Annotated in this window: 10 protein-coding genes; 9 read left to right on the top strand and 1 reads right to left on the bottom strand. The window is 34.1% G+C overall.

What is annotated here, in order from left to right:
* Positions 1-52 precede the first annotated feature (52 nt).
* From A0O34_RS11150 to A0O34_RS11110, 9 genes are all read left to right on the top strand, one after another.
* Positions 53-1,657, top strand: coding sequence for a BamA/TamA family outer membrane protein (locus A0O34_RS11150; RefSeq protein ID WP_066754633.1), 1,605 nt, complete (start codon positions 53-55; stop codon positions 1,655-1,657).
* Positions 1,658-1,845: 188 nt separating this feature from the next.
* Positions 1,846-4,986: a SusC/RagA family TonB-linked outer membrane protein gene (locus A0O34_RS11145; protein WP_066754631.1), complete on the top strand. Its 3,141-nt coding sequence runs from the start codon at positions 1,846-1,848 to the stop codon at positions 4,984-4,986.
* Between the two features lie 21 nt (positions 4,987-5,007).
* The gene (locus A0O34_RS11140; protein ID WP_066754629.1) at positions 5,008-6,483 is read left to right on the top strand and encodes a SusD/RagB family nutrient-binding outer membrane lipoprotein; all 1,476 of its coding nucleotides are present in this window, start codon (positions 5,008-5,010) and stop codon (positions 6,481-6,483) included.
* A gap of 82 nt (positions 6,484-6,565) precedes the next feature.
* The gene (locus A0O34_RS11135; protein ID WP_066754627.1) at positions 6,566-8,914 is read left to right on the top strand and encodes a phosphocholine-specific phospholipase C; all 2,349 of its coding nucleotides are present in this window, start codon (positions 6,566-6,568) and stop codon (positions 8,912-8,914) included.
* A 232-nt stretch (positions 8,915-9,146) separates the two neighbouring features.
* The gene (locus A0O34_RS11130; protein ID WP_066754625.1) at positions 9,147-9,725 is read left to right on the top strand and encodes a hypothetical protein; all 579 of its coding nucleotides are present in this window, start codon (positions 9,147-9,149) and stop codon (positions 9,723-9,725) included.
* Between the two features lie 96 nt (positions 9,726-9,821).
* Positions 9,822-10,622 carry a WxL protein host-binding domain-containing protein gene (locus tag A0O34_RS11125; protein WP_066754624.1) on the top strand — a complete coding sequence of 267 codons (801 nt, stop codon included), beginning with the start codon at positions 9,822-9,824 and terminating at the stop codon, positions 10,620-10,622.
* Positions 10,615-13,371 (top strand): hypothetical protein, encoded by a 2,757-nt coding sequence (locus tag A0O34_RS11120; RefSeq protein ID WP_066754622.1) that lies wholly within the window; start codon positions 10,615-10,617, stop codon positions 13,369-13,371. Before A0O34_RS11125 ends, A0O34_RS11120 begins: the two co-directional genes overlap by 8 nt.
* The gene (locus A0O34_RS11115; protein ID WP_066754620.1) at positions 13,368-13,904 is read left to right on the top strand and encodes a hypothetical protein; all 537 of its coding nucleotides are present in this window, start codon (positions 13,368-13,370) and stop codon (positions 13,902-13,904) included. Before A0O34_RS11120 ends, A0O34_RS11115 begins: the two co-directional genes overlap by 4 nt.
* 11 nt (positions 13,905-13,915) lie before the next feature.
* The gene (locus tag A0O34_RS11110; protein WP_185097259.1) at positions 13,916-14,449 is read left to right on the top strand and encodes a hypothetical protein; all 534 of its coding nucleotides are present in this window, start codon (positions 13,916-13,918) and stop codon (positions 14,447-14,449) included.
* A gap of 62 nt (positions 14,450-14,511) precedes the next feature.
* Here the strand turns inward: A0O34_RS11110 and A0O34_RS11105 are convergent, their stop codons facing one another.
* Positions 14,512-16,410 (bottom strand): SusD/RagB family nutrient-binding outer membrane lipoprotein, encoded by a 1,899-nt coding sequence (locus A0O34_RS11105; protein WP_066754618.1) that lies wholly within the window; start codon positions 16,408-16,410, stop codon positions 14,512-14,514.
* Position 16,411 lies beyond the last annotated feature (1 nt).

Here is a 16,411-nt window from a genome sequence, read left to right as displayed (position 1 = left end):
ACTTAATATTCTTAACAACTTAATTTACCTTAATGGTTTAATTGATTTAAAATTGAAGTTATTTCTAAAAATATTTTTTATCCTGTTTTGCGTTTTTACACAAGCGCAAAAGAAGCATTATTTTCTAATCGATTCTGAAACTAAAGTCAAGAAAGAGGTTAGAGATTCCGTGTCTGCGGTAAAATTTCTGGATTCTCTGGCTCAAAACAATTATTTTTTCACTGAATTAAAAGAGGTTAAAGTAAAAGGCGACAGTACCGAAATATTTTACAATAAAGGAAAAAACTTCAATGAAACGTATGTCAATCTTTCAGATTCTATTACGCAGAAATTAAAAATTCAGAAAGATTTTTTCACTAAAAATTTAGATTCAACCAAAAAAGTTCTCAACAAAAGATATATTGATGACGGCTATTCTTTCAGCAGAATTAAGTCTAAATATAAAGGTCAGAAAAACGGCTATCCGATTGTAGAATTAGACATTAATAAAAATGATAAACGAACCATCGATGGCTTTGTCGTAAAAAATTACGTAAGAGTTCCGAAAAGATTTATGAAGAATCTTGAAAAAGAATTCAAGGGTAAAACATACGATGATAAAAATCTTTTGGCGATTAATAAAACGTTTCAGGGACATCCTTTTTTGAGTTTAGAACGGCAACCGCAGACTTTATTTACGAAAGATTCTACCCAGATTTATCTCTTCATGGAAAAGAAAAAAACCAACACTTTTGACGGAGTTATTGGTTTTGGAAATGATAAAACTGATAAATTTACACTAAACGGAACCTTGAATGTCAATTTTAAAAACATGTTCAACGGTTTTGAAACCGTTAATTTATACTGGCAAAGAAACCCCGACAAAGGGCAAAACTTCGATTTGCAAACCGACATTCCTTATCTTTTCAATTCTAATGTAGGTTTAAATATGAAGGTGAATATCTTCAGACAGGATTCTACTTTTGCCAATGTGAAGGCGCTTCCCGCTTTCTATTATCACATAAATAACCGAAATAAAATTGGTCTTAGAGGAACTTTTGAAAGCTCGAGTATTATCGATACTTTATATGTTCAAGGGAAAGATTACAACAAAAAAGGAATCGGGATTTGGTTTGAAATGGTGGAACCAACTGATATTGATCTTTTCCTTTACAAAACTAAAATAAGTGCCGGATATGATTATCTGACAACCACTTACACCAAAGACAATATTAAAGCTCCACAAAATCAATTCTACTTTTTTGGGGAACATAATTATAATATCAACGGAAATCATTTCCTGAATATAAAGGCAGAAGGAGCTATGATGGACTCAAAAGTTGAGTTCTCCGCCAACGAATTATATCGTTTTGGAGGCTGGAATTCAATGCGGGGATTCAATGAAAACTCCCTCGCCGCCGATTTCTATTATTATGGAAGTTTAGAATACCGTTATTTAATTGGAAATCAAGCATTTTTCGACGTCTTTGGGCAGTACGGACAGCTCAATAATAAATCCCTGAACGTCAAACCTAAGCTCTACAGTGTCGGGCTTGGTTTCAATTTCTTCATTCCGATTGGGTTGATGAGTTTCCAGCTGTCGAATGGTAATGAGTTTGGAAATCCGTTTAAATTCAATGATATAAAAATCCATTGGGGAATCTTGAGTAGGTTTTAGGATTAAAAATATCCTTTTTCCTATTAATAATATTATTTAAAATAAAGCAAAAACTCTGATATAAACAGCTTTTTTCGCTTTATCCTTTCATTAATTTTTCTATTGTCTCCTATTGAAATCGTATTTTTATCGTAATGCAGGATTAAAATTTAAGTAACAGTACACCGCTAAATTTGCTCTCAAAAAAAATGAAGAAGACTTTAGCCACTTTTGCGATTTTTTTACTCCCCTTCTATTTAACCGCCCAAGAGATCAACATTTCAGGAAATGTAAAATCTGAAAATGGTTCTACGATCTCAGGTGTAAATATCACCGACAAAAACTCAGGAAAATCTGTAATTACTGATCAAAACGGTAATTTTACCATCACAGCCAATCCTAAGGACATTCTTGAATTTTATTCCCCGGAATTTTCAAGTTATTCCATTGAGGTTTCTTCCAAAAGGAATTATTCAGTTGTCTTAAAAAAGGTAAGTGAAAAACAAATCGAAGGCGTTGTAATTACCGCTCTGGGTATTGCAAAGAAGAAAGAAAAAATTGGTTATTCTACTCAGGAAGTCGGAACAAAACAATTCGAATCTATTACAACGCCAAGCATTGGAAATCTATTTTCAGGGCAAGTTGCAGGACTGAATGTTTCCAATCCAACAGGAATGCAGCAGGCTCCGGAATTTACGTTAAGAGGAAATTCCAATCTGGTTTTTGTTATTGATGGAGTGATTGTTGAAAAAGAAGTTTTTCAAAATTTAGATCCAAATAATATTGAAAACATCAATGTTTTGAAAGGAGCTCCCGCTTCTGCATTATACGGCTCGCGAGGAAGATACGGAGCAGTTTTGATCACCACAAAAAGTGCTAAAAAGAAAGGCTTCACTGTTGAGTTTTCTCAAAACACAATGGTTACAGGAGGATTTACGAATCTTCCAAAAACTCAGACAGAATACGGAAACGGTTCTCACGGACAATATGAATTCTGGGATGGTGCAGACGGTGGTGTGAATGATGGAGATATGATTTGGGGTCCAAAATTTGTTCCGGGAACTAAAATTGCACAATGGAACAGCCCGATCCGAGATAAAGTAACCGGGCAAACAATTCCGTGGTATGGAGCGGTGACGGGAACGCAGTACAACGATAAATCAAGATATGAAAGAGTTCCTATTGATTGGGAATATCACGATAATCTTTCCACTTTTTTGAAACCTGCGGTTATCAATAATAATAGTTTTTCAGTAAGCTATAAAAATAATAAAGACACCTACAGACTTTCCGGGAATTTCATGAATTATGACGACCGAGTTCCGGAAGCTTACTTACAACGTTATGGAATTAATTTCTCTTCAGAAAATCACTTGGGAGACAAATTAATTTTAGACACAAAGTTTAATTTTAATCAAACCTTCACTCCAAATATTCCGAATTACGATTATAATCCAAGTGGTCACATGTACACTATTTTAATTTGGATGGGTGCCGATGTAGATGGAAGAGATCTTAAAAATCACATGTGGATTCCCGGAAAAGAAGGAACTGCACAAGCCAATTGGAACTACGCTTGGTACAACAACCCTTGGTTCGGAGCTGAATATTACAAAAATAAAAATAGAACTGATGTTATCAACGCGCAGACCGGTTTAGAATATAAAGCCACACAAGATTTCTCAGTAAAAGGTAAAATATCTCTTGTCGAGAATCACAACAAGCAGGAAATTTTAAGTCCATATTCTTATTTCAATTACAGCGCACCAAGAAGTGGTGGTTATATTTTGAATGATACCAAAACCTGGAACCTCAACTCTGATGTTTTAGCGACTTATAAAAAGAAAATTTCAGACAATTTTGATTTCACGATCAATGCCGGAGGTTCTACTTTTTATTATAAAAATGATGTTGACAATGCTTCAACAGACGGTTTGAAAGTTCCTGAACAATATACATTAGACAACTCCGTAGGTTCTGTAAAATACTACGATTATTTAAAGGAAAAATTAATTTACAGTGTGTATTCTACGATCGATGTCGGTTTGTATAATGCTTTTTTCATCAACGTTTCAGGACGTAATGACTGGTCTTCTACTCTACCGAAAGCTAACAGATCTTATTTTTATCCTTCAGCTTCATTAAGTGCTGTGATCTCGAATTTGGTTAAAATGCCGGAATCCATTAATTTATTAAAATTATCAGCATCATGGGCAAAAGTAGCGTACGATTTTCAGCCTTATTCAATTCGAAATTATTACTTGAATAACAGCGGAGTTACTTACAACGGAAATCCTACTTATTATTATCCGACAACCCTGAACTATGAAAACTCTTTAAAACCTGAACAGACAAAATCTTATGAATTAGGCTTAACAGCAGGTTTATTTAATAACAGAATTACGCTAGACGCAACGTATTTCAGAACGTTAGATTATAATAATATTCTTCAGTTCCCGAGTGCACAATCATCAGGTTTCACTTCGCAATACGTCAACGGAAATGAATATACAACCAAAGGTGTTGAAATTTCATTAGGATTAGTTCCTATTAAAACTGCCAATTTCACTTGGAAATCTTTGATCAACTGGAGTAAATATGAGCAAAAACTAACTTCCATTTATGGAGATATGCCGAATTACAACAACATCAAACTTGGCGAAAGAATGGACAGTTACTATGACCTCACATGGCAAAAATCTCCAGACGGGAAAGTTATTTTAAATGCAGAAACGGGCATGCCAACAAGAGCTACAACCCCGACCAACTTAGGACATTTCAATCCGGATTGGACGTTTGGCTTTAACAATACATTTAAATATAAAAAATTCACTTTAAACATCGGAATCGATGGAAGTATCGGCGGTGTGATGAGATCTCAGGTAGTCGAAAAAATGTGGTGGGGCGGAAAACATCCGAACTCTACAGCTTACAGAGATCAGGAATATGCGAATCCGGGAACGTATTATTTTGTTCCGGATGGAGTAAATTATAATGCAGCAACAGGAACTTATACTCCACACACAAAAGCGATCAGTTTCCAGGATTGGGCACAGAATTATCCTTATCAAGCCAGAGTAACAGAAGACGAAAGTGAGTTATTTGCCAACGTTTTCGACAGAACTTTTGTGAAATTGAGATCAGTCGTTCTGGAATATGATTTCTCTTCTTTGCTTAATCCAAAAGGGATGGTAAAAGGTTTTACAGCCAATATTTCAGCCTACAATCTTGAGATGTGGAAAAAATCTAAAAATTTATACTCTGATCCCGATTTCCAAATCAAAACTGGTAATGATATTCAGGATCCGTCAAGCAGATGGTTCGGAGTTGGATTTAATCTTAAATTTTAATTAAAAAGCATTTCAATCAACATGAAAAATATTATAAAATCATTATTTATCGTAGGATTATTTGCAGTGACATCATGCGAAACCAATCTTGATACGATCAACGAAAACCCAAATGATCAGGCGAGTATTGATCCTAAATTCCTTTTAACATACGTTTCAAAATCTGCTTTTCAGGTGAATGGTGACAATATGTACGCTTCAAGAATGATGATCGGGACAGACGGAGAAAATACTTATCAATACATGAAATGGAATGATGCTTCATTCGACGTCTACACTTCCGGTCTTTTGAACACCGCGAAAATGATGCAGGAAGCCGAAAAAATCAACAACAAAAATTATCAGGCGATCGGTAAATTTTACAGGGCTTATTATTTCTTTAATTTAAGTTTAAAATTCGGAAGCATTCCTTATTCTGAGGCATTGAAAGGAGAATCAGGCATCACGCAACCAAAATATGATACTCAGGAAACGGTAATGGCAGGGATTTTATCTGAATTAAAAGAAGCCAACGACCTTATTAATTCCAGCGATAAAATTGAGGGCGACATTATTTACAACGGAGATGCCACCAAATGGAAAAAGCTGATCAATTCTTTCCGTTTGAAAATCTTAATTACGATGTCTAAAAAAACGACATTAGGAACGTATAACATTGCAACAGAATTTGCTTCCATCGCAGGTACCCAGACTTTGATGACTTCAATTTCTGACAATGGAGAACTGAAATTTGCAGACGCAGCAGACAGCAGATACACGATGTTTAACAACAGCGGTTATGGTTCAAGTTTGTATATGGCAGATTATTTTATCAACATGTTTAAAGCCAGACAAGATCCGCGTTTGTTTACTTTTGCAGCACAGACTACAGGAGCGAAAGAAGCAGGAAAAGCAATCACCGATTTTACAGCATACAACGGTGGAAACCCAACTTCAGCTTATTCTGATAATGCGGCTTTGGTTACAGCCAAAAATATTTCTAAAGTAAATGATCGTTTTTATAAAGACGCTACGAATGAACCTTCATCGGTTTTAAGTTATTCAGAATTAGAATTTATTTTAGCAGAAGCTACAGCTAGAGGATGGATTTCAGGATCAGCAAAAACGCATTATGACAATGCGATTAAAGCGAGCTTTACATTTTATCAGACCTATGTAAAAAATCCGAATCAATATTTTGCAGGTTTTGATGTGAATCAATATGTAACGACTTCTTTAGTTCTTTATAATAATTCGGATCCGTTGCAGACTCAGTTAGAGAAAATTATGACTCAGAAATATATGACGATGTTTCATCAATCACAATGGACATCTTATTACGATTATTTGAGAACAGGTTTTCCAAATTATCCTTTGCAGACTGGAGTTTCAGCCCCTTTAAGATTCAGATATCCACAGGTTGAATACAACTATAACAGCACAAATTTAAAAGCTGCACTTACATCGCAATATGGAGGAAATGACAACATCAACTCTAAACCTTGGTGGTTACAGTAAAAATCTAACTATTTTTTAATATCAAAAAAGAAATCACAGGAAAATCTATTATCTTGTGGTTTCTTTCTTATCACGATTGAATATGAACAGAAGAGAATTTTTAGAAAAATCGAGTCTTTTATTAGCCGGATTGGGAACTTCTAGCGTTTTGCATCCTGCTATTTTAAAAGCTTTAACGATTGAACCCGCTGCACTGTCTACTTTTTATGATGCAGAACATGTTGTTATTTTAATGCAGGAAAACCGATCTTTTGATCACGCTTTCGGTGCTTTGAAAGGTGTGAGAGGTTTTTTAGATAAAAGAACTTTCATAAAACCTGATGGACATTCCGCTTTCTTTCAAAAAAATGATGCAGGAAAATATGCTTCACCCGCACGTCTAGATCTTAGAAATACAAAATCTACCTGGATGAGTTCTCTGCCCCACTCTTGGGATAATCAGCAAAAAGCCTTGAATAAAGGAAAATACGATCAATGGCTTCAGGCAAAATCGTCGGGTAACAAAGATTATAAAGACATTCCACTGACGTTGGGATATTACAATCGTGAAGATCTGCCGTTTTATTATCAATTAGCTGATGCATTTACGATTTTTGATCAATATTTTTGTTCATCATTGACAGGAACTACTCCAAACCGACTTTTCCATTGGTCGGGAACGTTGAGAGAACAACAAAATGGTAAATCAAAAGCTAATGTTTTCAATGAAAATATTGATTACGAAAAAGCAAAACAGGCAAGATGGAAAAGCTTTCCGGAAATTTTAGAGGAAAACAATGTTTCATGGAAAATCTATCAGAACGAGATTAGTCTTCCAAAAGGAATGTCGGGTGAACAGGAAGCTTGGCTGAGTAATTTTACGGATAATCCGATTGAATGGTTCTCCAAATTCAATGTAAAATTTTCAAAAGGATATTATAAAAACATTCCAAATATCATTTCTTATTTAAAAAAAGAAATTGAGAAAAATCCAAGTCAAAAAGAAAGATTTGAAGGAATGATTGCCGAACTTAATGAAAATCTCGAAAAATATAAGCCTGAAAATTTTGCTAAACTTTCTCAGTACGAAAAAAATCTTCACGAAAAAGCCTTCACCACCAATGCAAACGATCCTGAATATTGGGATTTGGAAATTGGACAAGATGAAAACGGTGAACGATTGGTAGTACCGAAAAGTGACGTATTATTTCAGTTCCGAAAAGATGTTGAAGAGAAAAAACTGCCATTGGTTTCGTGGCTGGTAGCTCCCGAACATTTCTCTGATCATCCCGGTTCGCCTTGGTATGGTGCGTGGTATATTTCTGAAGTTTTAAATATTTTAACTAAAGATCCTGAAACCTGGCAAAAAACAATTTTCATTATTAATTATGATGAAAATGATGGTTATTTCGATCATGTTTTACCTTTCGCACCACCGATGAATCCGAGTCAGCCTGTTGATATGAACGGAAAAGAAGGTGCAGAATATGTCAGCAAAAATCAGGAATATATGTCAACTCAAAAATTGAAGGATCATGAGAGAATTGAAGGAACGGTTGGCTTAGGATATAGAGTCCCAATGATTATTGCATCACCTTGGACGAAGGGTGGTTTTGTAAATTCTGAAGTTTCAGATCATACTTCTGTGTTGCAGTTTTTAGAAAAATTTATTCAGAAAAAATATAAGAAAGATGTTATAGTTGATAACATTAGTGATTGGAGAAGAGCAATTTGTGGAGATCTTACTTCCGCTTTTAATTCTTCTAATGTGAAACCTCCACAGATGGATTATTTAAATCAAAAAGATTACGCAAAGACCATCAACGCAGCAAAAAACAAACCTGTTCCGAATTTAAAATGGCATTCTGAAAATGAACTGAGTGATAATTTATTAGACATTCAGGAGAAAGGAATAAAACCATCTAATCCACTTCCTTATGATTATCATGTGAATTTAGAACAAGGGAAAATTAAAATGACCAATTTAAAAGAAGCCGCAGTTCCTTTGTTGATCTATGACAGAACACAGTTTGATCATGATAACTTCCACTTCTCTTATGCTTTATATTCAAAAAAAGAATTGTCACATGCTTTGAATATAGAAAAATATGATCATGAAGTTTTTGGTCCGAATGGCTTTTACAGAAAATTCAAAGGAGAAAATGATCCTAAACTAAAAATTTCGTTGTTAAATAATCCTACTAAAAATGAGGTTGTATTAATTATTGAAAAGAATAAAAAAGAAAGCATAGGTACCACTATAGATTTAGAAGATCTTTATGAAAAGAAGAAAACTAAAATCTCATTAGGTATGATAGAAAAAATAAGTATTAATTTAGATAAAACCAAAGGCTGGTACGATCTGAAGGTGAATCTGGACAATAACGTCTGGCATTTTGCTGGAAGAATTGAAACAGGAAAAACTTCTATTTCAGATCCGCATTGGGCGTAATTTAAACCAACATTTAATATCATAAAGTCTTATACAAATTGTGTAAGACTTTTTTTTGGTTGATTACGATCATAAATTAAATACAAATTATTCAATAATTTTTCAAAAATTTAAACAATAAAAGTCAATAACAAAATATTGATAGTGAATAAATAAGCATATAAAAAATAGCATAAAAATATTTCATACTTTGTTGAATTTTCTTAACTTCACTTTACAAACTTAATATACCATGAAAAAAATCAAATTTGCAATCGCAATGTCTCTAATTGCATTTGCTGTGTCTGCTAATCTTAATGCACAAGACACCAACACAGACAATCACACAATTTCAATCACCATCCCGGAAGTAGCATTGGTAGACATTGAACCTGCAGCTACAAAAAACATCACATTAGGCTTTACAGCTCCTACAGAAGCGGGATTACCGATTACAGCTACCGCAACAAATAATGCACTTTGGCTGAACTATTCATCCATTAAATCTGTTGCTGATGCTACCCGTAATGTTTCTGTAAAAGTGAATGCAATAATCCCCGGAATAGACATCCGTGTTACGGCGGCAGCGGCTACTGGCGCAGGTGGAGGAACATTAGGAACACCGTCTGCACAGTTAACTTTGAGTGCTGCAGATCAGACCATTGTTTCAGGAATCGGTAGTGCTTATACAGGAGATGGCGCCAATAACGGTCATAATCTTACGTATGCATTAGCTCCCGGAAGCGGACCTGGCGGAATAGCTGCTTATGCTGATTTGCAGGCAACTACAACAGCTGTTGCAACAGTTACTTATACTATTTCGGATAACTAATATCTCAACTTTTAAATTATAACTAGAAGAAATCGCATGTCTGTTTCTTCTTAGTTTTTTATTGTCTTTTTTCAAACCTAAAACTTTACATATACAATGATAAAGCGCATTTTCTTTTTCCTTTTTTTTATCTTACAATTTGATTTATCACAGGCAAGTATTGTGGTTCTTAATGGCCTTACCCATAATTATAAAGTAGAAAACGGACAAGTTTATAAAGGAAAAATCGCCATTGAGAACACCGATAATATTCCGCAGAATGTAAAAATATTTTTGCAGGATTTTATGTATCAGGCAGATGGCTCTATCAATTATTCAGCTCCGAATACCAATATCAAAACAAATGCGGACTGGATAAAACTTAACACCAATATGATCACATTAAAAGCAAGAGAAAAGACCGAAATCTATTACGAAATCACCGTACCCAATAAAGTCTCTCAACCCGGAAGTTATTGGAGCGTCATCATTGTGGAGCCTGTAGAAGACATCAAACCATTTGACAATAAAGATGGAGTAAATATCACATCGGTAATAAGATACGCAGTTCAGGTTATTACAGATTATGATTCTGAAAAAGCAAAACCAAATTTAAAATTTGAAGGAGTAAAAATCGATAAAGAAGAAGGAAGACAGATATTAAAGATCACAATAGCCAACACGGGAGAATTGTATTGCAAACCAACGGCTGTTATTGAAATATACAACCGTAAAAACGGGCATAAAATTGGAAATTTTTCCAGCCAGGCCATGGGATTATTACCTACAACATCCAAATCATTTCAAATTGATATCAGTAAAATCCCGCCTGATAAGTATAATTCTGTAATAATAGCAACTGACGAGGACGAAAACGCTTTTGCTCTAAATGTAGAACTAGAAGTAAAAAATGATTAAAAATTGGGCTCTATACTTTACAATACTATTCCCAGTACTAATTTTTGCTCAAAAACAACCAAACGATTTTGTCAACAAAAAAGATAGCCTACTGCCGGGAACGGCTACGTCTATTTCCTTTACCATAGAAAATAATACTTTTAATAATAAAATTTATGATATTGAAATTAAAACTTCCAGTCCGCATATCAGTCCAATTTTAACGAAAGGTGAATTTAAAATTTCGGGAAATGAAAGCACTTCTTACATTGTTCCTTTAAGAATAGCAACAGAAACTCCACAGGGAAAATATACAGTAACACTCTATGGAACGGAACAAAATGGAGAAAGTAAATTCATCAAATCTGAAGAAATAAACGTTTCTGGTAATCGAAAACTTTCGGTCACAGCATTAAACTCACCCGAATTTGTACGTGCGGGAGAAACTATTAAAGCATCATTTCTGCTAAAAAATGGAGGAAATATAACTGAAAATCTTATATTGGAAAGCAAAAATACCAGTATTGATCAGGGTTACTCAATTGTTTTGTCTCCAGGCGAAACAAAAGTAATTACCATCACAAAAAATACTGATCCCGAACTTGGTAAAAGTGAATATCAAAACCTAAACCTTACCGCCAGATCAGCTTTTAATTTAAATGAAAATCAAATAGCTTATACAAGTGTAAAAATTATTTCAATAAAACCTTCTGAAGATGATATTTACCATCGTTTTCCTGTTTCAGCATCTTTATCTTTTGTAGGAATGCGAAACAGAGGAGTTTATAATGATGGTTTTCAGGGGGAATTATACGGAAAAGGCAGTTTAGATAAAGAAAATAAAGGATTATTAGAATTTCATGCAGTTACCAAAAATCCGGTTGAGTTTAATTCTTTTACTCAATATGAAGAATATTTTGTGAATTACAGACGGGATAATTTTTATGCTCATCTTGGTGATAAAATGTATTCATCATCATTTTTAACTGAATTTTCGAGATATGGTCGTGGCGCAGAACTTCGTTATGATTTTAAGAAACTTAGTTTTGGAGGTTTTTATAATCATCCGAGATTTTTCCGTGATATTAAAGATGAATTTAATTTCTATTCGAAATTCAGGTTTAATAAAGAGACAGAAATTACAGTAGGATATCTTTATAAAATTCCGAGATCTGATGAAATCCGTTATAGTTTTAATAATATGAAATTGGATTCTAATGTGCATCTTCCGTATCTGACAGGAAAATTTAAAGTTTTAAAAAAGATCGATATTCTGGGAGAAGCAGCTTACAGCAAAACAGATAAAACTGAAGGAAATGCCTATCTGATACAGGTTCAGAGCAATTTTCAAAAACTGAATGGAAATATTATGTACATGAAAGCTAGTCCACAGTTTGCTGGATATTTTTCCAACACAAGCACATTTAACGGAAATCTGCAATATAGAATTTCCGATAAATTTAATGTATTTGCAAATTATGTACAGGATGCCCGAAACTTTCAGAGAGATACCTTACTATTGGCAGCGCCTTATAGAAAATTTGTTCAATATGGTTTGGGCTACAGATATATGAAAGGTGGAAATATTATGCTTTACAATGGTTATCAAAGATATGAAGACCGATTAGAGCCAAAGGAATTTGATTATTTTGAACGTTTTTTTAAGGTAAGTATTGATCAACAAATCGGTATTTTTCAGCTTAATCTGGAAGGGCAATTTGGAAAAACGAATAATTATCTGACTGATTTTAATGGAAATTCTAGTTTTTATACTGCCAATTTAAGCTTTGAAAAATTTAAAACATCATTTAATTTATATGGAAGTTATGCCGTAACATCGCGTTATCAAATGCAAAACCAAAAACAGGTTTATTACGGAGCCCGCGTTATCAGCCGATACTCAGATAATGCTTATTTCAGTTTATTTTATCAAAATAATTATCTTCCGGAAGAATATTTTAATGACAGAAATCTTTTTGAACTCCTTTTTCATCAACAGATTTCCCCGAATCATGAATTAGATTTGTCTGGTCGGTATACTTTACAGCGCGGCCAGCTTGGTGATAAAGATTTTATTTTTTCGTTGCGCTATACGTTGCGCATGAATATTCCAGTGCAAAAAATTGCAGAATACACATCTTTATCCGGAAATGTAAATAATCTTGGCGTAAAAAAAATCGAAGGAATACGATTAATGCTGGGAAATCATTTATCAATCACCGATAAAAATGGAAATTTCACCTTTAAAAATATTATTCCAGGAGATTATTTTCTAGAGATAGACAGATCAACAACTGAAATCAATGATATTCCGGATGTTAATTTGCCTGCGTCTTTAGCTTTGATTAATAAAGAGAATATTTTTAATTTCGGATTAACGACGGCGGCAAACATTCAAGGAAACATTCAACTTACAGAAGTTGAAGAAAAAGATCTGCTGAGTTTTGCACAATTTCAACTTAAAAAAGAAAAAAAACGAAAAAACAATATCATTATTGAAGCTTACGATGGTAAACAAACCTATCGAAAAATTGCTGTTATGGGCGAAAAATTTGACTTTACTTATTTACGTCCCGGAGACTGGACTGTGAAAATTTTCAGAAACGGATTAGATAAACGCTATAAAATCTCAATGGATACTTTTCATTTTACATTAAAACCTTCTGAAACCAAAAATGTAACCATCAATGTTGTAAAACAGCAGATAGAGATTAAATATCAGCAAGACTCCATAAAAGTAGGATATAATGAAATAAAAAAGCAAAAATGAGACTTATTAAAAACATATTAATTCTGATCTGCTTTATTTTATCCTACAAAGTATTATCACAAACCACAGGAAACAGAACCATCACTGTGACCTTACCTATTGTAACATTATTAGACATAGAACCTACAGGAAATATCAACCTCAGTTTTGCAGCCCCCACAGAAGCGGGAAGATCAATCGTAAATCCAACCGACAATACAACCAAATGGATCAATTATACATCAGCAATTGCGCCAGCTGGTCTTACGAGAAAAATTACAGCTTCCGTTAATCAAACGATTCCTGGAGTTGATATAAAAATACAGGCAGCAACGGCCGCCGGAGCAGGTGGCGGAACTTTTGGAACTCCATCTGGCTTAGTTATTCTTACAACAACTGCGACCACCATCATCAGTGGAATTGGTGGTGCTTTTACTGGAAACGGAGCTAACAATGGGCACAGATTAACAATTTCGTTGTCTCAAAACACTTATGCTAATTTATCTGCCCACACAAATACACCTGTTGTAATTACTTACACAATTACTGAATAAAATTAAAAGAAATGAAATTAAGCCAATCTATTTTTCTAAAAAACCGACTTTCAATTAAGAGATTTTTATTTATTTTAATTTTAATATCATTCAGTACTTTTTTTAAAGCGCAGAGAACCATAACTGTTGGCGGTAGCAATTGGACAGTTACCATCCCTTCAATTACTGAAGCGGGAAATAACTATGCAGGAACGTATGAAAGTGCAACTAATCAAATTTTATTGGCAACCAGTGTTCCGTTATTGTTAGGAAGCGGAAAAGTTTCAGTGCATTATGAAGCTGATCCTACATGGCATACTTCTCTGATGTTAAATATTAAAAGAACAGGAAATGGGACAACGCTCTGTGTAGGATGTAGCTTAACCGGAGGCACAGCATATCAAGTTCTGACTTTGACTGATGTTGAATTATTCAGAATCAATGCCGTTCTGTCACTCGCTTCTTATTCTAATATTCCGATACAGTTGCAATTGAGTGGTGTATCAGTAACTATTCCGGCAACGACTTATAACAGCAGAGTCGTTTTTACCATCAGCTCTCTTTAAATAGAAATACCTCCCTTCAAAAAAAATTGAAAGGAGGATATAATAAAATAAACTAGTAGGTTCTAATGTTTTGCCCACCAAAGCGGAGTAAGAACTTCATCTGTTCCACCTAACAGCTGCACCGCTTTAGTATAACCGTTGGGATCTGAGTTTCTGAAAGTGCTTGGATATCTTAATCTTTGTGGGAAGTTTTTAATTGAATTTGTCATATAATTACCAGAAGTGATATTTGGTAAGTTAACTAATGGTGTTTCAATGGCAGGATTTTCAAAAAATGGTAATCCTAATCTTCTTTGGTCACTCCAAGATTCTAAAGGAAGCCATGGTGTATTCGCCAGATATTTCTGAGTAATAATTTTTGTCAATTTATCATTCTTAACTGATCCATTTTTATAAACGGTATTATCAGGATATTTGATTTGAACAGAAATCAATGTATTTGTTGTAGGATCTTTATATTTCATTGTATGGCTAGAACCCGGTTCTGTTGTGTGAGTGTATGAAGCAGACGTACCATCTCGATTATAATCAGTAGATGTAATATATTGATTATAAAATTGTGAGACATTATTATAAGCAAAACTATCCTGAATCCCTTTATTATATGCTGCCATATCATTCATTGGTGTTGCCCATCCCTTTAATGCAGCTTCTGCAATTAAGAAATAAGACTCCCAGCTTGCAAAGAATATTCTGGAATTTGTGCTTCCTCTATATTGCTGTCCTAATGCGGGTGCCCGACCTATACGTCTTAATCCATTTCTTTGTCCCTTTACACCCCAATTACCCATCGCAAAGGCATTCCAAGTGTTTACAGCATTAACTGTTACTGTGGAATTATTCGGAAAAGTTAAATCTCCAAAATTCGTTTTTGCATCATTGGTATATGTTGGATATAAAGAATAAATTGTATTACTAAAATCTCCAGGAATATAGAATGTCTTGTATGCTCTAGGATCTATTTTATTTGGAAGCCCATCAAACCAGTATCCGGCAGAAGGATCATTTGTCATTGTTGTAAATTGATCATTATATTTTACCCCAATATAATCTGCATCTTTTATTGCACCATATTTATCTGTACTTAGTTGATCCGTAGAGTTTACCCCTCCTAAGCCTATATACATATTATTAAGTGTTGCAGATAATAATTGCGAATTCCATTCTCTGGACATTACTCCTGTTAATGCATCCCAGCCCGGTTTTTCAGCTATTGAAAAATTTTCAGAGCTTATACTTATAAATTTATTGCTATTGGCAGCTGCTTCAAACTCAGTTTTAGCTTTTGCAGGATCAACTTCCGATATTCTCATCGCTAATCTCATTCGTAAAGAATTCGCATATTTTACCCATTTGTTCCAGTCCATTTTATATGCTATATCATATCTTGAAATATTATCAGCAGGTATAGCTTGGTTTAAATCCATTTTTTCAACAGCATCTTTTAGCTCATCCAGAATATGATAATAGACATCTTTTTGAGAATTGAACTCAGGATTTGTTCCTTGAAAAGCATTTATAGGTTCTGAACCAAAATTATCCGAAAACTCACTCATCAAATAGGCTCTCCAAATACGAGATACCTGTATTAGGTTATCATAATAGGGTTTATTTTGTCCTTTTACTTTCTTTTCATTGGCAATTTGGATAGCTGTATTAGCATTGTTTAACCATTCAGATATGTATCTCCAATATTCTACGGTATAAGAATCATCATCTGTTCCACCGGCTATGCTTGTCGTTAGCTGTTGTCTTGCTGCGCTTTTCCAATATAATACAAAAACTCTTTCAGCAACATTAGGATCTTGCTGTGCTCCAAGAATTGAATTATTTAAAAAATATTCGGGTTCTACCTGATCAATATTGGGAGATAGTGGATCTACATTAATCTCTTCAAACTCATTACACCCTAAGAGGAATAAAGAACATATGGCTAACGTAGGAATTATATATTTTTTCATT

This window comes from Chryseobacterium glaciei, assembly GCF_001648155.1.
Taxonomy (GTDB): Bacteria; Bacteroidota; Bacteroidia; order Flavobacteriales; family Weeksellaceae; genus Chryseobacterium; species Chryseobacterium glaciei.
Note: the sequence above shows the minus strand (reverse complement) of the source record. Positions and strands in the feature narration are given on the sequence as shown.

What these genes read in the sequence shown, in the direction of transcription:
- A0O34_RS11130 (WP_066754625.1), top strand. Translation starts at nt 9,147, where the DNA reads ATGAAAAAAATCAAATTTGCAATCGCAATGTCTCTAATTGCATTTGCT.
- A0O34_RS11105 (WP_066754618.1), bottom strand. Translation starts at nt 16,410, where the DNA reads ATGAAAAAATATATAATTCCTACGTTAGCCATATGTTCTTTATTCCTC.
- A0O34_RS11115 (WP_066754620.1), top strand. Translation starts at nt 13,368, where the DNA reads ATGAGACTTATTAAAAACATATTAATTCTGATCTGCTTTATTTTATCC.
- A0O34_RS11135 (WP_066754627.1), top strand. Translation starts at nt 6,566, where the DNA reads ATGAACAGAAGAGAATTTTTAGAAAAATCGAGTCTTTTATTAGCCGGA.
- A0O34_RS11110 (WP_185097259.1), top strand. Translation starts at nt 13,916, where the DNA reads ATGAAATTAAGCCAATCTATTTTTCTAAAAAACCGACTTTCAATTAAG.
- A0O34_RS11145 (WP_066754631.1), top strand. Translation starts at nt 1,846, where the DNA reads ATGAAGAAGACTTTAGCCACTTTTGCGATTTTTTTACTCCCCTTCTAT.
- A0O34_RS11120 (WP_066754622.1), top strand. Translation starts at nt 10,615, where the DNA reads ATGATTAAAAATTGGGCTCTATACTTTACAATACTATTCCCAGTACTA.
- A0O34_RS11140 (WP_066754629.1), top strand. Translation starts at nt 5,008, where the DNA reads ATGAAAAATATTATAAAATCATTATTTATCGTAGGATTATTTGCAGTG.
- A0O34_RS11125 (WP_066754624.1), top strand. Translation starts at nt 9,822, where the DNA reads ATGATAAAGCGCATTTTCTTTTTCCTTTTTTTTATCTTACAATTTGAT.